The sequence below is a fragment of the Sphaerisporangium sp. NPDC088356 genome, assembly GCF_040685555.1.
GTDB lineage: Bacteria > Actinomycetota > Actinomycetes > Streptosporangiales > Streptosporangiaceae > Sphaerisporangium.
Genome location: NZ_JBFBIK010000034.1, coordinates 17,157 through 39,538, shown reverse-complemented (window position 1 = coordinate 39,538; position 22,382 = coordinate 17,157). Strand labels below are relative to the sequence as shown.

The 22,382-nt window shown below is 71.1% G+C and carries 19 protein-coding genes; 8 read left to right on the top strand and 11 right to left on the bottom strand.

Going from position 1 to position 22,382, the window contains the following annotated elements; genetic code table 11:
• Positions 1-61: 61 nt before the first annotated feature.
• A complete protein-coding gene (locus tag AB0O34_RS15425; RefSeq protein ID WP_363916004.1) occupies positions 62-1,402 on the bottom strand; it encodes a M20/M25/M40 family metallo-hydrolase in 1,341 nt (446 codons plus the stop codon).
• Positions 1,403-1,702: 300 nt separating this feature from the next.
• Between AB0O34_RS15425 and AB0O34_RS15420 the strand changes: the two genes are divergently transcribed.
• A complete protein-coding gene (locus AB0O34_RS15420; protein WP_363916003.1) occupies positions 1,703-3,094 on the top strand; it encodes an aspartate aminotransferase family protein in 1,392 nt (463 codons plus the stop codon).
• 76 nt (positions 3,095-3,170) lie between these two features.
• Complete coding sequence (gene ald / locus AB0O34_RS15415) at positions 3,171-4,283, top strand: alanine dehydrogenase (protein WP_363916002.1); 1,113 nt, start codon at positions 3,171-3,173, stop codon at positions 4,281-4,283.
• Between the two features lie 35 nt (positions 4,284-4,318).
• On the opposite strand, the gene AB0O34_RS15410 is transcribed toward ald, so the two are convergent.
• From AB0O34_RS15410 to AB0O34_RS15395, 4 genes are all read right to left on the bottom strand, one after another.
• Positions 4,319-5,779, bottom strand: coding sequence for a tetratricopeptide repeat protein (locus AB0O34_RS15410; protein ID WP_363916001.1), 1,461 nt, complete (start codon positions 5,777-5,779; stop codon positions 4,319-4,321).
• 97 nt (positions 5,780-5,876) lie between these two features.
• Complete coding sequence (locus AB0O34_RS15405; protein WP_363916000.1) at positions 5,877-6,932, bottom strand: sulfite exporter TauE/SafE family protein; 1,056 nt, start codon at positions 6,930-6,932, stop codon at positions 5,877-5,879.
• 269 nt (positions 6,933-7,201) lie between these two features.
• Positions 7,202-7,849 (bottom strand): response regulator transcription factor, encoded by a 648-nt coding sequence (locus tag AB0O34_RS15400; protein ID WP_363915999.1) that lies wholly within the window; start codon positions 7,847-7,849, stop codon positions 7,202-7,204.
• Positions 7,846-9,006, bottom strand: coding sequence for a histidine kinase (locus tag AB0O34_RS15395; protein ID WP_363915998.1), 1,161 nt, complete (start codon positions 9,004-9,006; stop codon positions 7,846-7,848). Before AB0O34_RS15395 ends, AB0O34_RS15400 begins: the two co-directional genes overlap by 4 nt.
• 231 nt (positions 9,007-9,237) lie before the next feature.
• On the opposite strand from AB0O34_RS15395, the gene ggt reads away from it, so the two are divergent.
• The gene (ggt, locus tag AB0O34_RS15390) at positions 9,238-11,076 is read left to right on the top strand and encodes a gamma-glutamyltransferase (RefSeq protein ID WP_363915997.1); all 1,839 of its coding nucleotides are present in this window, start codon (positions 9,238-9,240) and stop codon (positions 11,074-11,076) included.
• Here the strand turns inward: ggt and AB0O34_RS15385 are convergent.
• Positions 11,073-12,536 carry an NAD(P)/FAD-dependent oxidoreductase gene (locus tag AB0O34_RS15385; protein WP_363915996.1) on the bottom strand — a complete coding sequence of 488 codons (1,464 nt, stop codon included), beginning with the start codon at positions 12,534-12,536 and terminating at the stop codon, positions 11,073-11,075. The genes ggt and AB0O34_RS15385 overlap by 4 nt on opposite strands.
• A gap of 161 nt (positions 12,537-12,697) precedes the next feature.
• Complete coding sequence (locus AB0O34_RS15380; protein WP_363915995.1) at positions 12,698-12,868, bottom strand: hypothetical protein; 171 nt, start codon at positions 12,866-12,868, stop codon at positions 12,698-12,700.
• A gap of 150 nt (positions 12,869-13,018) precedes the next feature.
• On the opposite strand from AB0O34_RS15380, the gene AB0O34_RS15375 reads away from it, so the two are divergent.
• Together AB0O34_RS15375 and AB0O34_RS15370 are read left to right on the top strand one after the other, a co-directional pair.
• Positions 13,019-13,813 carry an SURF1 family protein gene (locus tag AB0O34_RS15375; protein WP_363915994.1) on the top strand — a complete coding sequence of 265 codons (795 nt, stop codon included), beginning with the start codon at positions 13,019-13,021 and terminating at the stop codon, positions 13,811-13,813.
• A 58-nt stretch (positions 13,814-13,871) separates the two neighbouring features.
• A complete protein-coding gene (locus AB0O34_RS15370) occupies positions 13,872-14,183 on the top strand; it encodes a DUF3817 domain-containing protein (protein ID WP_363915993.1) in 312 nt (103 codons plus the stop codon).
• Positions 14,184-14,277: 94 nt separating this feature from the next.
• On the opposite strand, the gene AB0O34_RS15365 is transcribed toward AB0O34_RS15370, so the two are convergent.
• From AB0O34_RS15365 to AB0O34_RS15355, 3 genes are all read right to left on the bottom strand, one after another.
• On the bottom strand, positions 14,278-14,469 hold the full coding sequence (locus AB0O34_RS15365) for a hypothetical protein (protein WP_363915992.1): 192 nt from the start codon (positions 14,467-14,469) through the stop codon (positions 14,278-14,280).
• Between the two features lie 136 nt (positions 14,470-14,605).
• Positions 14,606-15,550 (bottom strand): LLM class F420-dependent oxidoreductase, encoded by a 945-nt coding sequence (locus AB0O34_RS15360; protein WP_363915991.1) that lies wholly within the window; start codon positions 15,548-15,550, stop codon positions 14,606-14,608.
• Between the two features lie 165 nt (positions 15,551-15,715).
• The gene (locus tag AB0O34_RS15355) at positions 15,716-17,167 is read right to left on the bottom strand and encodes a carotenoid oxygenase family protein (RefSeq protein WP_363915990.1); all 1,452 of its coding nucleotides are present in this window, start codon (positions 17,165-17,167) and stop codon (positions 15,716-15,718) included.
• 109 nt (positions 17,168-17,276) lie between these two features.
• Here AB0O34_RS15355 and AB0O34_RS15350 point away from each other — a divergent pair, with 109 nt between their 5' ends.
• From AB0O34_RS15350 to AB0O34_RS15340, 3 genes are all read left to right on the top strand, one after another.
• Entirely contained in the window at positions 17,277-18,272 is a 996-nt protein-coding gene (locus tag AB0O34_RS15350) for a helix-turn-helix domain-containing protein (protein WP_363916036.1), read from the top strand.
• Positions 18,273-18,323: 51 nt separating this feature from the next.
• A complete protein-coding gene (locus AB0O34_RS15345; RefSeq protein ID WP_363915989.1) occupies positions 18,324-19,976 on the top strand; it encodes a class I adenylate-forming enzyme family protein in 1,653 nt (550 codons plus the stop codon).
• A gap of 178 nt (positions 19,977-20,154) precedes the next feature.
• Positions 20,155-21,441, top strand: coding sequence for a cellulose-binding domain-containing protein (locus tag AB0O34_RS15340; RefSeq protein ID WP_363915988.1), 1,287 nt, complete (start codon positions 20,155-20,157; stop codon positions 21,439-21,441).
• Between the two features lie 44 nt (positions 21,442-21,485).
• On the opposite strand, the gene AB0O34_RS15335 is transcribed toward AB0O34_RS15340, so the two are convergent.
• Positions 21,486-22,349 carry an arylamine N-acetyltransferase gene (locus tag AB0O34_RS15335; protein ID WP_363915987.1) on the bottom strand — a complete coding sequence of 288 codons (864 nt, stop codon included), beginning with the start codon at positions 22,347-22,349 and terminating at the stop codon, positions 21,486-21,488.
• Between the last annotated feature and the right edge of the window lie 33 nt (positions 22,350-22,382).

Below are 22,382 nucleotides of genomic sequence, written 5' to 3'. Positions count from 1 at the left end.
CGAACCGGCTGCAAACAGCTCGCGGAACCAGAGGAGCGACCGGTCTTCGGAGCGGAACCGGTCAGATGGCGCCGTACTCCGCCAGGAACAGGGCCTCGGCGGTGGCGGCGCGGCGCAGCTCCTCCAGGACGAGCCGCTCGTTCGGCGCGTGGATCGACGCGCCGTCGTCCTCGGCGCCGAACAGCAGGATCTCAGCGGCGGGGAACTGCCTGACCAAAGTCGCCACCAGCGGGATGGATCCGCCCGCGCCGATGTCACGCGGCGCCCGGCCGAACGCGCGCTCCATCGCGCGGTTCAGCGAGGCCCTGGCGCGGCCACCGGTGTCGGCGAGGTAGCCCGAGCCGAGCACCCGGTCGGTGACCGACACCTGCACGCCCCACGGCGCGGCCCGGCGCAGGTGCTCCACCACGTCGTCGGCGGCGGTGCCAGGGTCGCCCGCCGGGGGAACCCGGACGGTGACACGGGCGCGGGCCACGGCCTGGACGGCGTTGATCGCACCGTGGACGGTCGGCGCGTCGATGCCGGTGACCGTGATCGCGTACGAGGCCCAGAGGCGGTCGGCCAGCGAGCCAGAACCGACCAGGGACACGCCGTCGAGCACCCCGGCGGTGGCACGGAACTCCTCGTCGGAGGGGCCGGCGCCCAGGAAGACGCCGCGCGGCAGGCCGGGGACCCGGATGTCGCCGTTGTCGTCGTGCAGCGCGGCGAGCATGCGGATCAGCGCGGCCAGGGCGTCGGGGCTGGCGCCGCCGAACGAGCCGCTGTGCAGCGACTCGTTCAGGGTGCGGACCTCGACGGTGAACGCGGCGAGGCCGCGCAGGGACGTCGTCACGGCCGCGTCGCCCACGCTCGGGTTGCCGGTGTCGGCGACGACGATCGCGTCGGCGCGGAACAGCTCGGGGTTCTTCTCGACGAACGCTTCGAGGCGCTCGCCGGCGTACTCCTCCTGGCCCTCGATGATGACCTTGATCCCCACGGGGAACCGGCCCTGGAAGGCCCGCAGCGCGAGGACGTGCGCGATGACGCCCGACTTGTCGTCGGCGGCGCCCCGGCCGTACAGCGCCCCGTCGATCAGGGTCGGCTCGAACGGGGCGGTGCGCCACAGTGCGAGGTCACCGGCGGGCTGCACGTCGTAGTGCGCGTACAGGAGCACGGTGGGCGCTCCGGGAGGCGCGGGCGCCTCGCCGTACACGGCGGGGAAGCTGCCCTCGACGGGGATCTGCCGGACGTGGGGCAGACCCACGCTGCGCAACAGCTCCTCGGTCATCGCGGCGGCCGCGTACACCGGCTCCTCCGGGTGACCGGGGAAGGCGACCGACGGGATGGAGACCAGCCGCCTCAGCTCGTCCACCGCCCGAGGCATCTCGGCTGTGACGGTGTTCTCGATTTGCTCAGGTGTCACGACTATCTGTTCCCCGCATCGTGTGTGTTCTGATTCGACACATTGCATCACAGGCGTGGTACCGACCGTGCCACCAGCGGCGAACCCGTGATCGTCGGCGTTTCGGCGCGCCATCCCCGACGTCTTCGGGGTTGCGGTGAGCGGCGCGAAGCACGACACACTCAAACGGATTTCGTCGTTGTTACATAGCGATATCACGGATTCCGAAGTTCTTGCATAGTGTCGCCACGTAACCAGTTGTAATCCCCGGTGTGGAGCATGCACACTGAGGGCAGTCGAGATCACTGAGGGAAGATAGCCATGACGCGACCTGAAACCGACACGGCCGCCGTCCTGAGGGCAGCGCAGGACAACCTGTGGATGCACTTCACCCGGCACAGCTCCTACGACGCCGGCGAGGTCCCGACGATCGTGCGGGGCGACGGTGCCCATATCTACGACATTCACGGCAAGCGCTACCTGGACGGCCTTTCCGGGCTGTTCGTCGTGCAGGTGGGGCACGGGCGCACCGAGCTCGCCGAGGCCGCCGCGAAGCAGGCACAGGAGCTCGCCTTCTTCCCCCTGTGGTCGTACGCCCACCCCAAGGCCGCCGAGCTGGCCCAGCGCCTCGCGGAGCTCGCCCCCGGTGACCTGAACCGTGTGTTCTTCACCACAGGCGGCGGCGAGGCGGTCGAGTCCGCCTGGAAGCTCGCCAAGCAGTACTTCAAGCTCACCGGCAAGCCGGGCAAGCACAAGGTCATCAGCCGCGCGGTCGCCTACCACGGCACCCCGCAGGGCGCCCTGTCGATCACCGGCATCCCGGCGTTCAAGCAGCCCTTCGAGCCGCTCGTGCCGGGCTCGGTGCGCGTGCCGAACACCAACTACTACCGCGCGGACGAGATCACCGGCTTCGCCGACCTGTCGCCCGAGCAGTTCGGCCGGTGGGCCGCCGACCAGGTCGGCAAGGCGATCGAGATGGAGGGCCCCGACAGCGTCGCGGCCGTCTTCGTCGAGCCGGTGCAGAACGCCGGAGGCTGCTTCCCGCCGCCGCCCGGATACTTCCAGCGCCTGCGCGAGATCTGCGACCAGCACGACGTGCTTCTCGTCTCCGACGAGGTCATCTGCGCCTTCGGCCGCCTCGGCACGATGTTCGGCGGGCAGAAGTTCGACTACGTCCCCGACATCATCACCTGCGCCAAGGGCATGACCAGCGGTTACTCGCCGATCGGCGCGATGATCGCCTCCGAGCGGCTGTTCGAGCCGTTCAGCTCCGGCACCAACAGCTTCTCCCACGGCTACACCTTCGGCGGGCACCCGGTCTCGGCGGCGGTCGCGCTGGCCAACCTCGACCTGTTCGAGCGCGAGGACCTCCTCGGCCACGTCCAGAAGAACGAGCCCGTCTTCCGCGCCACGCTGGAGAAGCTGCTCGACCTGCCGATCGTCGGCGACGTGCGCGGCGCCGGCTACTTCTACGGCATCGAGCTGGTCAAGGACAAGACGACCAAGGAGACCTTCAACGACGAGGAGTCCGAGCGCCTGCTGCGCGGCTTCCTCTCGCAGGCCCTGTACGAAGCGGGCCTGTACTGCCGCGCCGACGACCGCGGCGACCCGGTCGTACAGCTCGCGCCGCCGCTCATCTGCGGCCCCGAGGAGTTCGACCAGATCGAGTCGATCCTCCGCTCCGTCCTCACCGAGGCCTGGGCACGCCTGTAGATCCCGTTTCCCGCGTTTGTGCTGGTAGGGGCACGTCCGCATACCATCACTCGAGCCATTCTGAAAGGATTCCGCGATGAAGATCGGCGTGCCCGCCGAGGTGAAGAACCACGAGTACCGCGTCGCCGCCACTCCGGCGGGTGTGCACGAGCTCGTCCGCCACGGCCATGACGTCCATGTCCAGCGTGACGCGGGCCTCGGCTCGCAGATCCCCGACGAGGACTACCTCTTCGCCGGGGCGAAGATCGTCGAAAGTGCGGACGAGGTGTGGGGCGAGGCCGACCTGGTCCTGAAGGTCAAGGAGCCCATCGCCGAGGAGTACCCCCGGATGCGTGAGGGGCAGGTCCTGTTCACCTACCTGCACCTCGCCGCCTCCCGTGCGTGCACCGACGCCCTTCTCGACCGCAAGGTCACCGCGATCGCGTACGAGACCGTGCAGGTGGGCAACTCCCTGCCCCTGCTGGCCCCGATGTCGGAGGTGGCCGGCCGGCTGGCGCCGCAGGTGGGCGCGTACAACCTGATGCGGTTCAACGGCGGCCGCGGCGTGCTGCCGGGCGGTGTCCCGGGGGTCGCCCCTGCCAAGATCGTCGTCATCGGCGGCGGCGTCTCGGGCCTGAACGCCGCGCAGATCGCGGTGGGCATGGGCGCCGACGTCACGATCCTCGACGTCAACATCGACAGGCTCCGCCAGATCGACGCGATCTACCAGGGCCGTCTCAAGACGATCGTCTCCACGCGGTACGCCATCGAGCAGGCCGTCGTGGAGGCCGACCTGGTCATCGGAGCCGTCCTCATCCCGGGCGCCAAGGCTCCGACCCTGGTGTCCAACGAGCTCGTCTCCCGCATGAAGCCGGGGTCGGTGCTGGTCGACATCGCCATCGACCAGGGCGGCTGCTTCGAGGACTCCCGGCCGACCACGCACGCCGAGCCCACGTACAAGGTGCACAACTCGGTGTTCTACTGCGTGGCCAACATGCCCGGGTCGGTGGCCAACACCTCGACCTACGCGCTGACCAACGCGACGCTGCCGTACGCGGTCAAGCTCGCCAACCTCGGCTGGCAGGAGGCGCTGCGCGGCGACGCCCCGCTCGCGCTCGGTCTCAACACCCACGCGGGGCAGCTCACCTACGAGCAGGTCGCCCAGGCGCACGGCCTGCCGTTCGCGCGGGTCGCCGACCTGCTCGGTTAGCCGCCGCCGGCATCGCCCGCGACGCGCCTCGGATGTCAGGACAATCCGAGGCGCTTGCGGAGCTGCCGTGAGGTGGCGAGCACATGCTCGATCTCGCCCGGGGTCGGCCAGGGGGCGGTGCCTGGCCTCAGCAGGGTCATGCGCACCGAGCTGAGATGCTCGACGGCGGCCGCGTGCAGGCCGCTCTTCTCGGTCAGCCAGGCGATCACGTCGATGGGCTCTCTGAGCCGCCGGGTGAGCAGGTCCCAGGTGCCGAGGATCTCGGTGAGGTCGGCCATGCGCAGCATGGTGCCGCCCCGCCTGCCCGCCGCCGCGACGGCCAGCTCGGCGCGTGCCACCAGCTCCGGCTCCACGGGGCGGTCCCACACCGTCACCACCTGGTCGGACGTCCACCGCGAGGTGTCCGCGGGTCGCGCGCCGACGACCGGCTGCGGCGTGTCCGCGGGCCGGACGCCGATGACCGACTGCAGGGTGCTCAGCTCCGTCGCCGCACCCTGGTGCCCGTACATGGCGGCCTGGCGGAACCAGTGCTGCCCGCCCCGCAGGTCGTTGTGCTCGGCGATGAGGAGTAGGCCGAAGTTGTAGGCCGACTCGGGGTCGCCGCTGGCCGCCGCGCGGCCGAACCAGTGGCTGGCCGCGCGAGGGTCCTCCAGTTCGACGCAGACGAACCCCGCCATGCGCTGGTCCTCGACCCTGCCGAAGTGTGCGGCGCGCTCGAACCAGGCCCGGGCCGTACGCAGGTCGCGGCGCGCGAGGGCGAGCCTGCCGAGCTGCGAGGCGGCGGCCGGATGGTCGACCTTGGCCGCGAGGCGGTAGAGCGTCTCGGCGCCCTCCGGATCGCGGTCGGCGTGCAGGAGCCGCCCGAGGTAGTACGCGGCGTCGGCGTGCCCGCCCCTCGCGGCGTACTCCCACCACGCGCGCGCCTGCCCCTCGTCGCCCGCGGCGTAGCTCATGAAGGCGAGGTCGTGCGCGGAGGAGAGGTCTCCCGCCGAGGCCGCGCGGTGGTGCCAGTCGCGGGCGACGACGGGGTCGCCGACGTCCTCGCAGAGCAGGGCCAGCCTGCGGGTGGCCGGGCGCGACCCGGCGCCGGCGGCGCTCTCGAACCAGTGGCGCGCGCCGAGGACGTCTCCCCGCTGCTCCAGCAGCAGGGTGGCGAGGTTGACGGCGGCCTCGGCGTCCCCGGCGCCCGCGGCGAGCTCGTACCACGTGATCGCCTCGTCGAGGCTGCCGTGTTTCTCGTGCCAGACGCCGAGGTTGTAGGTGCTGTCGATGTTCCCGGCGCCCGCCGCCCGCTCCCACCAGTGGCGTGCCGCCGACCGGTCGCCTCTCTGGGCGTACAGGCGGCCGAGCCGGTGCGCGGCCCCCGAGTCGCCCGCCTGGGCGGCGCTCAGCAGGTCGGCCTCGCTGGGTTCCCGGAGTGACGCTTCGGGCGCACGGGGCATCGGCACGGCGGGCCACGCGACCGCCGCCTCCGGTTCACCATGCCACCACGTCATGGGGGACAGAGTCGCACGTGATCCAAAGAGATGGAACATAATCGACAGCTTCTTGCCGTCCGGCGGAACGCGTTTGACCCGCCCGCCACCAGGGATGTCACCGTCCCGGCACGGTCGCCGTGCCAGCGGACGGCGGTTTGCTTATGTTGATAAATCCGGCATACATCCCCATCCCGCATACGTAGCGGAGCCTGCCGGGGACCTGCGGCGCGAGCCGTACGGTGGCCGCGCCCGTCACCGGGAGCGTGATGTCCCGGCCCTGGATCGTCAGCGTGCGCGTGCATCCCTGGTTGTCCAGGGTGCGGAAGACGATGTCCGCGGGCCGCCCGGCCTCGATGGAGATCACGCCGGGACGGTAGCCCCGGGTCGTCGACCAGACGGTGACGACCTGGGTGCCGTCCGCCCTCGTCTGCGCGCCGGCGGTGGCGGTGGGGGGAGCGCCGAGATCGGGCAGCCACCCGCCGAGCCGCAGCCCCGCGAAGACGGTCACCGACCCGGCCACGAGCGCCGCCGCCGCGGCGAGGACCACGAGCCTGGTAGTGGCGATGCGGCGGACCAGCACGCCGAGCAGGGCGAACGCCGGGGCGGTGCCGGCCACGAACCCGGCCATGGCCGCCGCGCCGCCGAGCCAGGATCCGCTGGAGACCGCGATGACCTCGGTGCTGAGCGTGACCCCGCAGGGGATGAGGATGGTGGCCGCTCCCAGCAGCCCGGCTTTCATCCAGGGCGCCAGCCGCCCGAGGACCCCGGCCGGCGGTGACGGCGGGGGTGCCGGTGACGGTGCCGGCGAGGGGGGCGGCGAAGGTGACGGCGCGTGGTGTGAGGAGCATGCCTGGGCCCGGCCGGTGTTCCTGATGAGCCGGACGGCGAAGACGATCACGGCGGCGCCCGCCCCCACGAGGAGCACCGCCCTCGCCCCCGGCGGGATGCGCACCACGCCGCCCAGCAGGCCGAGCAGCGCCCCCGCCACCGCGTGGGACGCCAGCCGCCCCCCGATGAACGCCGGCACGACCGCGAGACCCGACCGGCGCTCCGAGCCGCCCCGGCGGCCGGTGAGGCCGATGAGGAGGCCTCCCTGCACCGCCGTGCACGAGGCGGTGCCCGCCAGCAGCCCGGCGGCGAGCCCCCCGGCGAAGAGCGCGGCGGGCGTCACGCTCGGCGGACCGGGGTCGCTCCGGCTCCGCGCGGTCGTACGGTCGGCTCCACGTGGTCCTCCTCCGTGAGTGTCTCCTCGCGGAACGTAACGGAGGGGGCGGGCCGGAGGCCAGTGACACTTCGCTAACCACCGCCCCTTTTTCCGTCACGACCGGCCACGACGACCCCCGGAGCCTCCGCCGCGGCCCGCCCGCTACTCCCAGGGGCGTACGCACGGCAGGGGACAGGGCATGCGAGGCCGAGCGGGTCGGCCCGCGCTCCGCGGGGTCAGAACCAGCCGGGCTTGACCAGGCCGGACTCGTAGGCGATGACGACGAGCTGGGCCCGGTCGCGGGCGTGGAGCTTCATCATGGCCCGGCTCACGTGGGTCTTGGCCGTGGCGGGCGCCATGAACAGCTTGGCGGCGATCTCGTCATTGGTCATACCGGTGGCGACCAGCGTGAGGACCTCGCGCTCGCGGTCGGTGAGCTGTTCGAGCCCGGCCGTGATGTGCGGCTCCTTCGCCCGCGAGGCGTACTCGGCGATCAGCCGGCGGGTCACGCTGGGCGACAGCAGCGCCTCGCCCACCGCGACGACGCGCACGGCCTGGATCAGCTCGGCCGGCTCGGTGTCCTTGACCAGGAAGCCGCTGGCCCCGCCCCGGAGCGCCTCGAAGACGTACTCGTCCAGCTCGAAGGTGGTGAGGATGATGACCTTGATGTGGTCGGGCATCTCGCGCGTCGCGGTGAGGCCGTCCATCCCCGGCATGCGGATGTCCATCAGCACCACGTCCGGCCGGTGCCGCTCGGCCAGCCTGACGGCCTCGGCGCCGTCGGACGCCTCGGCCACCACGGTCATGCCATCCTGGGCGTCGAGCAGGGCGCGGAAGCCCGCCCGCACGAGAGCCTGGTCGTCCGCCAGCAGGATCTTGATCACTCGGTTTCCTCGGGGGGTTCGGCGTCCGCCACGGGCGGGATCGGAAGGCGGGCCTCGACGAGGAAGCCGGCCTGATGGGCATGGGCGGTCAGCGAGCCGCCGAGGGCGGCGGCGCGCTCGCGCATCCCGGGGATGCCGTTGCCGCCCCCCTCGCCGGTCAGCGCGCTCGGCACGGTCGCGCCGCTGTCGGTGACGCGGACGCACAGCTCCTCCGGGCCGTACGCGATCGTCACCGTGGCCCGGGAGCCGGGCGCGTGCTTGGCGACGTTGGTGAGCGACTCCTGGATGATCCGGTAGGTCGCCCGCTCGACTCCGGCGGGCAGCGGGCGGGGAGTCCCCACGGTCTCCCTGGTGACGGACAGGCCCGTCCGCTCGATCAGCTCGTCGAGCTGGCCGAGGCCCGCCGCCGGCGATCGGGGGGCGCCGTCGCGCAGCACGCCGAGCACCGACCGCATCTCGGTGAGCACGTCCTTGCTGGCCTGCTTGATGGTCGCGAGAGCGGTGCGCGCCTGCTCGGGATGCTCGTCGATGAGGTGCAGGGCCGTGGACGCCTGGACGTGTATGAGCGAGATGCTGTGCCCGAGCACGTCGTGCAGCTCCTGCGCCATGGTCAGGCGCTCCTCGCTCGCCTGCCGCCTGGCCTCCTCCTCTTCGACCCGCTCGCGCTCCATGCGCTGCTCGCGCCGGGCGCGGGCCATCTCGGCCCCGGTGAGCACGACCAGGATGATCGCCCCGACACTCCCGTGGTGGAGCCAGCCCTGGGAGTGGGGGAGCAGCCAGGTGGCGTAGGCGAAGAAGAAGAGGAAGAGGACGCCACCCGCGGCCCACGCGGCCCGGCGATGCCCGGTCATGACCGCGTTGACGATCGCGAAGATGGGGCTGATGAACACGGGCCCGTAGGCGAAGCCCCCGTAGACGTAGACGCAGGTCGCCACGATCGTCACCCACAGCGTCGCCGCCGGGTGCGCACGGCGCGCGACCAGCGCGGCCGGGCCCACTGTGAGCAGCGCCAAGCCAAGGGTGTCGAGCGGGACCCGGGTGCCGGGGTCGGCCGGGTGGATCTGACCCCTCTGCGCGGCCATCGAACCCCAGACCTGCCCCATGGCCGCGAGCAACGGGAGCGTGGAGTCGAACCATTGGGGTCGTTTCGTGCGCACGTCCAGAACGGTACGTCAGCCCGCTGACCAGCGCATCGTCCCAGCGTGGCAGTCCCGCCTACGTTGCCCGGCGTACCGTGCGCCGCGACGGGAGCCCTGCGTTACACTCTGAACACTCCATGTGAACACCTCTGCCCGGCGGCATGGCCGCATGCGGACACTTTGATCACAATTGACCACGGTTGTGAAGCTATGAGTCAATGCTGGTGCGATCTAGGAATGAGGTCCAGCATGAGCTTTCGCCGCCTGGCCGTGCCCTTCGTAGGGGTCGCCGCCTCTCTGGCATTCGTCATACCGCCCGCCGCCGCCCGCGCGCCGGGCGACCCCGGTGCCCAGGGGCACGGGCAGCCGGCCAAGGTTCCCGTCGCCGAGGGGTACGGCGGAGCCGTCTCCACCGTCGACCTCGACGCGAGCAAGGCGGCGCTGAGCGTCCTGAAGCAGGGCGGCAACGCCATGGACGCGGCCGTCGCGGGAGCCGCCACACTGGGCGTGACCGAGCCGTACTCCGCGGGCCTGTCGGGCGGCGGGTTCCTGGTCTACTACGACGCCCGCCACGGCAAGGTCGTCACCTTCGACGGCCGCGAGAAGGCCCCCCAGGCGATGACGGAGACCTCGTTCCAGCAGAACGGCGTGGCCATCCCGTTCGACACCGCCGTGACCAGCGGCCTGTCGGTGGGCGTGCCCGGCAGCGTCGCGCAGTGGGAGCTGGCGCTGCGGCGCTTCGGCACCCTCTCGCTCAAGCAGGCGCTCCAGCCGGCGGTGGACGTCGCCACCAAGGGCTTCACGGTCGACCAGACCTTCTATGACCAGACCGCGCAGAACGCCGCGCGCTTCGCGGACTTCACCTCCACCGCCTCCCTCTACCTGCCGAACGGCGCGCCGCCGCCCGTCGGCTCGGTCTTCCGTAACCCCGACCTCGCCGCGACCTACCGCGAGCTGGGCCGGCGCGGCGGCGACTGGCTGTACGGCGGCAAGCTCGGCGAGGAGGTCGTGGCGACCGTCAAGTCGCCCCCGGTGAGGCCGGGCTCCACGCGGGTGGTGCGGCCGGGCCTGATGGAGGTCTCCGACCTGCGGGCCTACCGTGCGCTTGAGCGCGCTCCGAGCAAGATCGGTTACAACGGCATGGACGTGTACGGCATGGCGCCGCCTTCCTCCGGCGGTTCCACGGTCGGCGAGGCGCTGAACATCCTCGAAGCCCTGCCCAAGGTCGGCGTCCACGAATACCTGGAGGCCTCCCGCCTCGCCTTCGCCGACCGCAACAAGTTCGTGGGCGACCCGGCCTACGTCGACGTGCCGCTCAAGGGGCTGCTGTCCGACGGGTTCGCCAAGGAGCGCGCCTGCCTGATCGGCGAGGTCGCGATGCCGAACCCCGCCGCGCCCGGGTCCCCCGACGGCTCGTACGGCGGGTGCCAGATCGAGGGCAAGCCGCTGGCGGCCGACGAGGCCGCCAAGACCGGAGGATCCGGCGCCGCCGAGAAGCCTGAGGGGCCCGAGACCACCCACCTGGTCGTGGCCGACCGCTGGGGCGACGTCGCGGCGTACAACATCACGATCGAGCAGACCGGCGGCAACGGCATGGTCGTCCCCGGCCGGGGCTTCCTGCTGAACAACGAGCTGACCGACTTCACCTTCGGCCCGGCCCCCGGCGACCCGAACCTCCCGGCCCCCGGCAAGCGGCCCCGCTCGTCCATGGCCCCGACGATCGTGCTGAAGAACGGCAAGCCTCTCCTCGCGGTGGGCTCGCCGGGCGGCGCGACGATCATCACGACGGTGCTGCAGATCCTCGTCAACCGCTACGAGTTCGGCATGTCCCTGCCCGACGCGATCGCCGCGCCGAGGGGCAGCCAGCGCAACGCCGCCGCGACGCAGGCCGAGCAGGGTTTCATCGACCGCTACGGAGCCGAGCTGACCGCCAAGGGCCACACCCTGACGATCGCCCCCGGCCCGCCGGTCGGGGAGATCGGCGCGGCCACCGGGCTTGAGTTCCTCGGTCGTGGCAAGGTCCAGGCGGCCGCGGAGCCGTCCCGCAGGGGCGGGGGCAGTGCCCTGGTGGTCTCCGCGCGGCCCTAGCGGATCAGCTCGTAGGCCTCCGGCTTCACGTTCCGGGTTCGCGCCCAGAACTCGAACGTGAAGCCGGGCCACAGCGTGCGGTTCCTGCCCTTGTCGTCGAGGTACCAGCTCACGCAGCCGCCCTCGGACCAGACCAGGCGCTCCAGCCGTTCCTGGAGCCTGTCGTTGTACGCCCGCTGCGCCTCGGGCCGGACGTCCAGTGCCCTCGCCCGGGTGGACGACAGCAGGCGCAGGCAGGACATGACGTACCGCACCTGGGCCTCGATCATGAAGACGACCGAGGTGTGCCCGAGCCCGGTGTTCGGGCCGAGCAGGAAGAACAGGTTGGGGAAGCCCGCCGTGGCGGTGCCGAGGTAGGCCTGGATGCCGTCGCGCCACGCGTCCTGGATCTTCAGCCCGTTCCTGCCGATGATCCGCTGCTCGGCCAGCGCTTCGGTGACCTTGAAGCCGGTGCCGTAGATGATCACGTCCACCGGGTGCTCCCTGCCGGTCGCGTCGACGACCGAGTGCTCGCGGATCTCGGTGATCCGGTCGGTGACCAGCTCGACGTCGTCGCGGCAGAGGGCGGGGTAGTAGTCGTCGGAGAGCAGGATGCGCTTGCAGCCGATGGTGTAGCCGGGCGTCAGCTTGGCGCGCAGCTCCGCGTCGGGCACTTGGGCGGTCAGGTGGCGTTCGGCCACCGCCTGGTGGACCTTCATCAGGCGCGGGTCGACGGTGAACCCGAGGGCGCGGGTCTCCAGGAGCCAGTAGACCCCGGTGCGCAGCGCCCGCCCGGCCAGGGGCAGTGTCCTGAGCGCCTTGCGGGTCCGCTTCGAGAGCGGGATGTCGGGCTTCGGCTGGATCCACGGGGCGGTCCGCTGGAAGACGTGCAGCCGCTCGGCCCGGCCGGCGATCTGGGGGACGAACTGGACGGCGGAGGCCCCGGTGCCGATCACCGCGACGCGCTTGCCGGTCAGGTCGCAGGAGTGGTCCCAGCTCGCGGAGTGGAACGACGGTCCGGCGAAGGTCTCCCGTCCGGGGATCTCCGGGAGGGACGGGACGTGCAGGGCCCCGATGCCCGAGACCACCGCGTTCGTCGTGAAGGTCGCGCCGTCGCCGGTGCTCACCCGCCAGCGGTTGGTCTCGTCGAGGTATTCGAGCCCGCTGACTTCCTTCCCGAAGCGGAAGTGGGGCGCGAGGTCGTACTTCTCCACGCATGCCCGCATGTAGTCCCAGATCTCCTGCCGCGGGGCGAACAGCCGCGTCCACTCGGGGTTGAGCTCGAAGGAGAAGGAGTACATCGGGGAGGGAACGTCGCAGGCGCATCCGGGGTAGGTGTTGTCGCGCCAGGTGCCGCCGAGGTCGGAGTCCTTCTCGAGGATGACGAAGTCGTGGTACCCGGCGTCCTTGAGCTTGATCGCCATGCACAGCCCGGCGAAGCCGGAGCCGATGATCGTGATGCCGGGGCCCGTGGCCGCCATGCCATCTCCTTCACCCCGTATTGGACTCAGGTCTAATTTAGACACCGGTGTCGTCCTGGTCCATCCCCACCTTGAATCGGCCTTACAGGGATATTTCCGGGTACGGGAAAAGCGCCGACGGCGCGAGGCCGGCGGCGCGGGCTGCTACGCGCGGCCGGGCCCTACCGGAGGAGCAGGAAGACGACCACGGCGACGACGATGACGGCGGCGACCACGGCGATCGCGGGAACCAGGTAGGACCGCTGCGGCGCGACGGGCTCGGGCTCCTGGCGCTGCGCGAAGGCCTTGAACTGCTGGGTGTTTCCCGCAGGGTCAATCTGAGGTTCGGACATGGGCATGACTTTATCGACCACGGAGGTGACTTGACGCTGTTTATGCCACTTCGGCCTCACTCCGTGGAACCGATCCCCGATCGGCTGTGCCCGCCGTGCCTGAGCAGGACCGGAGACGGGACCACGGGGCAGGGCGGATAGCGTGGGGGCATGCTCCGGACGTTGTTCTCGCCCCGCCTCGTGGGCCTCCACCTGGTGACGATCGGGGTGCTGATCTCGTTCACCTTTCTCGGGCGCTGGCAACTGGGAGTGTTCGAGGAGTCCGGGCGTCCCCACGTCGTGATGGACCCGGCGCCGGTCGCGCTGTCCACGCTCGTCGAGGCCGGCAGCCGCGTGCCCGTGGAGGCGATAGGCCGCAAGGTCACCGCGCAGGGCACGTTCGACGCGTCACGTCAGCTGCTCGTGGCGGAGCGCGCGCCCACCGTGGAGGCAGGCGGCGGCGCGAGCAAGGACGCCGGCTACTGGCTGCTGACCCCTCTGAAGCTGGCCGGCGGCACTCTGGTGCCCGTCGTGCGCGGGTGGGTCGCGTCCCCGGCCGACCCGGCGACGGCCGTACCGGCGGGGACGGTCAGCGTGAGCGGGCGCCTGCAGCCGTCCGAGCCCACGGACTTCGCCAGGAGGCGGACCTCCCCGCTCCCGGCGGGCCAGGTGGCGACCGTCTCGACGTCAGAGCTGATCAACGTCTGGCAGGGCGTCCGGCTGCAGGACGGGTTCGTGGTGGCCACGGCGCCGGTCTCCCGGGCGCCGGCCTCTCGTCTGGTGGACGCCCCCCCGCCCACCGAGGGGGGCGGCTTCGCCTGGCGGAACCTCGCCTACGCCGCCCAGTGGTGGATCTTCGCGGCGTTCGCCGTCTTCATGTGGTTCCACTTCGTACGGGACGCCGTGCGTGCCGGCCGGGCCGCCGGCGCCCCCGCGCCCGAGCTCAGCGCGTCCCCGCAGGGCTGACCACCCCCATGCCCGGATATCGTGTGGTGACCGCTCTCCAAGCGAGGTAATGATCACTGTGGAATCCGCGCTCAAGCCCTTCCGGGTGATGGCCTACATCGTCGGCTGCATGCTGCTCGCGCTCGTGGGCGCCATGGTCGTGAAGTACGTCTTCGGCAACGCCACGCCCGTCGCCGTCGTCGGCCCCGTGCACGGCTTCATCTATGCCGTGTATCTCCTGACCGCGCTGAACCTAGGGCTCAAGGCACGCTGGTCCTGGCCGTACATCCTGGGCGTGCTGCTGGCCGGCACCGTGCCGTTCCTGTCGTTCTTCATCGAGCGCAAGGTGACTCAGCGCGTGCAGGAGCAGATCGCCGTCGCCCCTGCCTGACCGCGCTTCGAGCACCAGCCCGGCTGATCGCGGACGACCGCGTGCGCGGACGGTCGTCCCGTCCCGTCCGGTCACGCGGTCGTCGTGCCGGTGATCAGCGGCCGATCTGCCGCCGCCGGATCCGGCGGAGCCGGGTGCGCTGCGACTCGTCCAGCATGAAGTACACCACCACGGGCCCGGCCAGCACGGCCAGGACCAGAACCCATGCGACCAGGGACGGCAGCAGGAGAAGGGCGAGTACGGAGGCGATCCCCGCGCCCACGTAATACTTTGCGACTGGCGACATGGCCGGGCCTTTCTCTTCGCCGAGCGGGGGTGGTCCCCACCGCCCATTCTGCGTCGTCCCTCCAACGTGTGGCCGCCCGGCCCGAGTTCCATTCGCGGCGCCGCCGGGATTCGGGGGCCGGTGCCGTGTGGGGTGGCTAGTCGGCGAGGGCCTTGAGCGTCGCCTCGCCGCAGGGGTCGGCGTCGGTGCTGACGGGCACGAGCGCGACCTCGTCCACACCCGCCTCCGCGTAGGCGTCCAGGCGGTCCATGATCTCGACCGAGTCGCCGATCAGCGCGACCGACTCCAGCAGGGCGTCCGGGATCGCGGCGAGCAGGTCCCGGGGGTGCGGCAGGGTCCGGGCGTACCGGACCACGTCCCCGAAGCCGGCCTCGGTGAACATCTCGCCGTACCCCGGGGCGGCCAGGTAGGGCACCACGCCGCGCCGGATCTGCTCGATCGCGGCCGGGCCGGGATCCACCGCCGCGGTCACCCAGGCGGCGGCCCGCGTGGCGGGCGTGAGCAGGCGCAGGTCGGTGATCAGGCGGGCGGCGGAGGCGGGGGTGAGGAGGTTGAGCACCATGCGATCCGCGAGCGCGGCCGTGGCCACCGCGCCGGGGCCGAAAGCGGCGACGGTGAGCTCCGACCGGGGTGCGGGCAGCCGTAGCCGGTAGCCCTTGCTGGAGACCCGGGTACCCGGGAAGTCGGACCTCTCCCCGTCGAGCAGAGGCCGCAGCGCCTGGACGGCCTCACGTAGCGCCGTGCCCGAACCGGCCCTGGACCGCCCGTGCCACTCCTCCACGACCATCGGGCTTGAGGTGCCGAGCGCGACGTTGACCTGCCTGCCCGTGAGCTCCGCGACCGAGGCGGCTCCCATCGCGATCATCATGGGGTCCCGCACGCTCACCGCCAGCGGCCCCACCGTGAGCGCGGCCCGGCCGGTACGCGCGCCGATCGCCGTGGCGAGGGCGAAGGCGTCGTACGTCGCCATCTCGCCGACCCATACCTCGGGGTAGCCGAGCTCGTCCGCGATCTGAGCGGTCCGAACCGCCTCGTCCGCCGGGCGGTCCTGCCACAGCCCGAGGGAGACGCTGAGCCTCATGTGTAATGCTCCTGCCATAGCCCGGGGGAGCCGTCGTGCCTCGTACGGCATGCCCCCGACACCGTCCTTGCGAGACGCTTAGTCAACCTCATACGGGACACTCCTCACCACTTCCATTTGATTCCGTTTTATGGGTCATATACGTATCTGCTTGGTTACTCCGGCTCAGCGCAGCTGGTCCGATCTGACCCAGGTGGCGTGGAAGCCGAGGGGGACGCGCCGCGGGATCAGGACCCGCGCGATCGGCCCCGCCGTGAGGTCGGAAGCGGAGAGGATCTGGACCTCCGAGGTGCCCTCACGCTCGTCGGTGACGAAGGTCACGAGATAGCCCTCGTCCTCACCGGTCGAGCCGTCGCGGGGAGCGAACGGCGCCTCGCTGCCGTAGCGGTGCTCGCCGAAGCGGTGCACCTGCTTCTCGCCGGTCACGTTGTCGTAGCGCACGAGGCCGTCGAACAGGTTGGTGTCGGCGTCCATCACGGACACGTTGTACGCGTATCGCGTGGCATATCCGGTCTGCCGGGCGTCGATCGACGGGAACTCGGTGTTGTGGCCCTCGTCCACGAAACCCTCCGAGGTCCGCCCGGTGCGCAGGTCGAAGCGGTACCGGTACATCCGGGCGTCGAGCTTGAGGTACGACAGCATGCGCGCCAGGGGGCCGCCGTCGCCGCTGGGAGCCGGGCGCGACACCCGGCAGACGTCCATGGTGATCTCGTCCACGGACTCCCAGGCGTTGACCACGTGGTAGATGTAGCAAGGCTTGGCCTCGAACCAGCGGATCTCGTTCGCGAGGCCCCGGCGGGGTATGACGCCGAAGCGCGAGGGCAACTCGCGGTCGAAGGTCAGCCTGTACCTTCCCTGCCGCGCGGCGTCGAGGTCCTGGTAGAGCGGCAGGTCCATGAGGACCGCGTGGTTCTCGGTGATCGCCATGTCGTGCGGCAGCCGGGCTCCGGGGAGGTCCGGCTCCACGCAGTGCTCGACCTCGCCTCCCGCGCCGACCACCCCGTACCTGAGGTACGGCTTCCGCGGCCCGTAGTCGAACCAGAACAGCTCGCCCGTGCGCTCGTCGACCTTCGGATGGGCCATGAAGTCGCCGGTCAGCGTGTCCAGGAAGGTCTGGGCGCCGAGGGTCTCCAGCGAGAGCGGGTCGAGCGAGTACGGCGACCCGCACAGGTACCACGTGGCGAGCACCTTGCCCCGGTGGAAGATCACATCGGTGTTGGCGGAGTCCTTCAGGTTGAGCCCGCGGGTGTTGCCGAACGGATTGCCCTTCGGGCTCTCCATGACACCGGTCCACAGCGACCTCCCGGCGGCGGACTCGGCCTCGAAGGCGCTGGTGCGCACGTAGCGGTTGCGGTAGCGCGCGCGGCCGTTCTCGAAGTGCATGGCGTGGACCATGCCGTCGCCGTCGAACCAGTGGTAGCGGCCCCTCATCGGGTGGCGCGCGTTGGGCCCGTTGCGCAGGTAGACGCCGTTCAGGTCGCGGGGGATCTCGCCGATGACCTGGAGATCATCTGCGGTGATCTCGTCGTGTACCGGTGCGTAGACACCGAGGAGATACGGGTTCGGCTCGCCCGACTCGTCCATCACCGTCGCGACCGCCGTCGGCTGTTCCCTCATCACTGGAAACTACGATAGAAAAAGTCAGCTAGTCAACGCGCCTGCCAGGCCTCCCGTCCGGGGAGCGCTGTTCAGAGTCGGCGCGGTGGAGACGAAGGAGCCGCCGGTGATGGCCGCAGGCCGCGATCAGGACGGCGGGGACAGCGCCGATCTCAATACCGATCTCAGCGCCATAGGGCGTGCGCTGGGCATCCTCGGCGACCGATGGGTCCTGCTCATACTCCAGCGGGCCTTCCTCCTGCGGATCCGCACCTTCGCCGCGTGGCGCGACGAGCTCGGCATCTCCGAGTCCGTGCTCGCGGCCCGGCTCAAGGAACTGGTGAAGCACGGCATCTTCGAGACGGCCGCCTACCGCGACGGCCGCATCCGCTACGAGTACCGGCTGACCGGCAGGGGGCTGCGGCTGTGGGCCTTCCTCGTCGCGATCCACAGCTGGGAGCGCGACTGGGCCGACCGTCCCGACCTGCTCACGCTGACCCATGACGCCTGCGGGAACGACGCGCGGCCGTACCTGGCCTGTGGGGCGTGCCGCGAGCCGATGTCCGCCCGGGACACCCACACCGAGCGCGGCCCCCTCGCGACGTTCGCCCGCGTCGGGGTGCCGCGCCACCACCGCCGCACCGTGCGCGGCGACGACAGGGCCGACTTCCTCGGCTACTGCCCCCACTCGATGGAGATCCTGGGCGACCGCTGGAGCACCACGATCCTGGCGGCGGCCTTCCTCGGCATCCGGCGCTTCGTCGACTTCCAGGGCGAGTTCGGCATCGCGCCGTCGGTGCTCACCGAGCGGCTCAAGCGGTTCGTCGAGCTCGGGGTGCTGCGGACGGATTCGTACCGGCTCTACCGGCTCACCGACAAGGGGCTCGCCTTCTTCGAGGTCTTCGCCTTCCTCACCGACTGGGCCCAAAGGGAGCTGCCCGCTCCGGAGGGGTCCGGCCTGACCATCACGCACAAGCCCTGCGGCGCCGCGCTGCGCCCCGTCCTGCTGTGCCGGGCGTGCCACCAGGCGCTGGAGCGCCGTGAGGTCCACTTCGACGTGCCGGAGCACCTGCGCCCCCCGCCTTTCACCGCTTCCTCCGGCGAGGATGTGCCCGCCCGCCATTGACCTGCTGGCTTCTGTCTTCGTAGTGTCGCTCCATCCACGATGGGAGTCGCGATGAGGCTGCACCCCCCACAGCGTGTTGAGCGCTTCACTTCGGGTGGATGGTGGACCGGCGACACCGTCGACGGGCTGTTCAGGGAGCAGGTGAGCACGCGGCCGGACGCCGTCGCGATCGTCGACCCGCTCAACAAGCCGAGCCTGATGGACGGCCCGGCCCGGCGGCTGACCTGGGCCCAGCTGGGCGCGGAGGCCGACAGGATCGCCGCGGTCCTGCTGGAGACCGGTGTCGTCCAGGGTGATGTCGTGGCCGTCCAGCTTCCGAACAGCGTGGAGCTCGCGGTGACGTTCCTCGCGGTGGCCAGGATCGGCGCCGTGGTCACCCCCCTTCCTGTGCAGTACCGCGAGTACGAGCTGGCGCAGGTCATCCCGCCTGCGGCGGTCAAGGTGTTCGTCACCGCCGAGCGCGTCGGCGACCGGGACAACGCCGAGATCGTCCGCAGGCTCGACGTGCCCTCGCCCCCGATCGTGCTCGCCTGGGGCGATCCCGCCCGGGACCTGGAGACCGCGATCGCCGACCCCGCGATGCTCGCCGCCCACCTCAAGGGCCTCGACACCGACCCGAACGACCGCGTGACCATCTGCTGGACCTCGGGCACCGAGGCGACGCCCAAGGGTGTGCCCCGCTGCCACTACGACTGGTTCGCGGTCGAGTCGAACACCACCGCCGCGCCCGCGCTCACCGGGGACGACGTGGTGCTCAACCCGTTCCCGATGGTCAACATGGCCGGCATCGGCGGCGTCTTCCTGCCCTGGCTGCGCACCGGGTTCCAGATGGTCCAGCACCACCCGTTCGACCTGCTCGTCTACCTCGACCAGATCACCGACGAACGGGTCACCTACACCCTGGCCCCGCCCGCGCTGCTCATGATGCTGCTGCAGAAGCCCGAGGTGCTCGACCGGTATGACATCTCCTCGCTGACGCGCATCGGCTCGGGGTCCGCTCCGCTGCCCCCGTGGATGGTGAAGGGCTGGCAGGAGCGGTACGGCGTCGCCGTCATCAACTTCTTCGGCTCCAACGAGGGCATCGCGCTGCTCTCCGACCCGGTGAACATCCCGGACCCCGAGGAGCGCGCACGGTTCTTCCCGCGGCCGGGCGTCCCCGGAGGCGCCTGGCCCGGGACCCTCGCCGCCACCCGCGTGAAGCTGGTGGACCCCGTCTCCGGTGAGGAGATCACCGAGCCGGGCCGGCCGGGAGAGCTGCACCTCTCCGGGCCCACCGTCTTCGCCGGCTACCTCGCCGGCACGGCCGGCGCGGACCCCTTCGACGAGGAGGGCTACCTCGTCACCGGTGACGTGTTCGAGATCGACGGCCCGGACGGCCGCTACCTTCGGTACGTCGACCGCGCGAAGGATCTGATCATCAGGGGCGGCATGAACATCGCCCCCGCCGAGCTGGAGGCCATGCTGGCCGGGCACCCCGCCGTCGTGGAGGTGGCGGTCATCGGGTACCCGGACGAGGTGCTGGGCGAGAGGGTGTGCGCGGTCGTCGCGCCACGGGACGACGTCGACCTGCGCTCGCTCGTGGACTTCCTCAAGGAGAAGGGCATCGCCTCCTACAAGCTCCCCGAGCGGCTGGAGATCGTGGAGGGCCTGCCGCGCAACGCCGTGGGCAAGATCCTCAAGCGGGACCTGCGCGCGCGGCTCTGAGGTGAAAGATTCAGCTCCTTTCCGCGCCGTCCGAGGTCGGTGACGGCCGGGCGGCGACGTCGTTGACACCTGGACGCGCGCGGAGAACCATCGGCGGTCGAGCGCAGCAGAGCGATCCCGGTCCGGCGTATGGGAGCGCTCCCATTGCTAGAGGGCCTCCGTAGAAAGCGAGCGATCCATGAGTGCTCCCGTCCCCGGCCGTCCGTTCCCACCGCCGAGACCCGTGCCCACGCGGCCGGGCCGGCGGAGCGCGAGGCGGGAGATCCTCGCCATCGTCGCCATGCTGGCCGCCGTCGCCGCCGTGCTCCTGCCGGTCCGCGCCGCCTCTGCCGCGGACCCCGGCTGCCGGGTGGACTACACCGTGAACCAGTGGAGCGGCGGGTTCACCGCGTCGGTCAAGGTGACCAACCTCGGTCCGGCCGTCACCGCCTGGGAGGTGCGGTGGACGTTCGGCGGCGACCAGAAGGTCACCTCGGCGTGGAACGCGAAGCTGACGCAGACCGGAGCCGCCGTGAGCGCCGCCAGCCTGGCGTACAACGGCTCGCTGCCGACCGGCGGGGCGGCGGACTTCGGCTTCCAGGGCACGTGGGCGGCGTCGAACCCGGTCCCGGCGGGCTTCACCGTCAACGGCGTCCCCTGCAACGGCTCCGGCACGCCGACGCCCACCCCCACCGTCACGCCCACCCCGACCGTCACCCCCACGCCTACCCCGAAACCGACTCCCACCCCGACTCCCACCCCCACGCCTACCCCGACACCCACGCCCTCGGTGCCCGCCGGGTGCTCGGGTGCCGTGGTCTGCTCGGGGTTCGACGACCAGGCGGGCTCCACGCCCAGCGGTGACTGGCAGGTCGTGACGCCCAACTGCCAGGGCACCGGAACGGCCACGATCGACGCGTCCACCGCGCACAGCGGCGCCAAGTCCCTCCGGGTGAACGGCGGAGGCGGGTACTGCAACCACATCTTCGTCGGCACCACCAAGAACGTCTCCACCGTCGGGCCCGTGGTGTACGCGCGGATGTGGGTGAGGCACACGACCGCTCTTCCCCCATCGCACGTCACCATGATCACGATGGCGGACGCCGCCAACGGCAACAAGGACCTGCGCATCGGCGGGCAGAACAGCGCTCTGCAGTGGAACCGCGAGTCCGACGACGCCACCCTGCCCGAGCAGAGCCCCACGGGTGTCGCGCTGAGCACGCCGCTGCCCACCGGTCGCTGGGTCTGCCTGCGCTACCAGATCGACACCACCAAGCAGGCGATGAGCACGTGGGTGGACAACCAGGAGGTAGCCGGCCTGCACCTGGACCAGACGCCCACCCGCGACGTCGACTCCCAGTGGCTCAGCCGTACGACGCCGCCGCGCCCGGCGACCCTGCGCCTCGGCTGGGAGAGCTACGGCGGTGACGCGGACACGCTCTGGTTCGACGACGTCGCGTTCGGCTCCGCACCGATCGCCTGCTGACGTGGGCCGGGCCCGGAACGGTGGCCGCGAGCCGTTCCGGGCTTTCAGGCGGAGCCCGCGAGCCACTTCTCGTGCGCCTCGTTCAGCCGCTTCCACAGGCCGGCCTTCGCCTGCGGGGTGACGTCGTCCAGGTGCAGCCCGAAGACGTCGGCCAGCGCCTCGAAGTAGTCGCGCCGGCTCGACACGATCGACGTCCCCTCCTCGGAGCCGAGCCGGGACAGCACCAGCCCGCGCATGGAGTCGACCCCCGCGGCGTCGCGCCGCTGCGCGCACAGCACCTGGCGGAACCCCGACTCCGGCGAGGTCGACAGATACCGGTGTTTCTCGGTGAAAGCCGACATCGGCGTGGCCTCCGGGCGGAAGTCCATCCCCAGGAAGCTGCCGCGCGGATCGTGGTCGAACCGCCAGCCGCCCGGCTCGGCCTCGGAAGGCCGCAGGCCGTACACGAAGGGCCCCTGCCGGTAGACGCCCTCGACGAGGGGGAGCGGCTCGTGGATCCCGTCTCCCAGGCCGAGGTCGATGAACCAGACGCCATCTGGGCATTCGGCCGACGGCAGCCCCGACACGGTAAGCGCGAGGTGGTTGCCGACGGCCCCCGCCGGGTTCTCCGCGGAGCTCTGGACACCCCCCATGTGCCGCGTGACCTGGTAGCCCAGCTCGGCGAGCAGCAGCGAGAACGCGCCGTTGAGATGGAAGCAGTAGCCGCCCCGGCCGCCGAGGACGCGCCCGGCCGACTCCATCGGGTCGACCGTCGTCGGATGGTCCAGCCAGATGTGGAAGAACTCGTACGGCACGCGCTCGACGTGGGCCGTGTGCAGCCGCACCAGTGACTCCACGCTCGGCGGGCCGGCGGGCACGTCCAGCCCGATGCGGCGGAGATAGGCGGGTACGTCCAGAGATCGTGTCACGGGCCAAGCTAACCAATGCTGCATCGGATCTGC

Excerpts from the sequence above, each read along its gene's own strand:
- AB0O34_RS15350 (WP_363916036.1), top strand. The coding sequence starts at position 17,277 with ATGGCCGCAGGCCGCGATCAGGACGGCGGGGACAGCGCCGATCTCAAT.
- AB0O34_RS15385 (WP_363915996.1), bottom strand. The coding sequence starts at position 12,536 with ATGGCGGCCACGGGCCCCGGCATCACGATCATCGGCTCCGGCTTCGCC.
- AB0O34_RS15375 (WP_363915994.1), top strand. The coding sequence starts at position 13,019 with ATGCTCCGGACGTTGTTCTCGCCCCGCCTCGTGGGCCTCCACCTGGTG.
- AB0O34_RS15380 (WP_363915995.1), bottom strand. The coding sequence starts at position 12,868 with ATGTCCGAACCTCAGATTGACCCTGCGGGAAACACCCAGCAGTTCAAG.
- AB0O34_RS15355 (WP_363915990.1), bottom strand. The coding sequence starts at position 17,167 with ATGAGGGAACAGCCGACGGCGGTCGCGACGGTGATGGACGAGTCGGGC.
- AB0O34_RS15360 (WP_363915991.1), bottom strand. The coding sequence starts at position 15,550 with ATGAGGCTCAGCGTCTCCCTCGGGCTGTGGCAGGACCGCCCGGCGGAC.
- AB0O34_RS15420 (WP_363916003.1), top strand. The coding sequence starts at position 1,703 with ATGACGCGACCTGAAACCGACACGGCCGCCGTCCTGAGGGCAGCGCAG.
- ggt (WP_363915997.1), top strand. The coding sequence starts at position 9,238 with ATGAGCTTTCGCCGCCTGGCCGTGCCCTTCGTAGGGGTCGCCGCCTCT.
- AB0O34_RS15365 (WP_363915992.1), bottom strand. The coding sequence starts at position 14,469 with ATGTCGCCAGTCGCAAAGTATTACGTGGGCGCGGGGATCGCCTCCGTA.
- ald (WP_363916002.1), top strand. The coding sequence starts at position 3,171 with ATGAAGATCGGCGTGCCCGCCGAGGTGAAGAACCACGAGTACCGCGTC.
- AB0O34_RS15410 (WP_363916001.1), bottom strand. The coding sequence starts at position 5,779 with ATGACGTGGTGGCATGGTGAACCGGAGGCGGCGGTCGCGTGGCCCGCC.
- AB0O34_RS15345 (WP_363915989.1), top strand. The coding sequence starts at position 18,324 with ATGAGGCTGCACCCCCCACAGCGTGTTGAGCGCTTCACTTCGGGTGGA.
- AB0O34_RS15340 (WP_363915988.1), top strand. The coding sequence starts at position 20,155 with ATGAGTGCTCCCGTCCCCGGCCGTCCGTTCCCACCGCCGAGACCCGTG.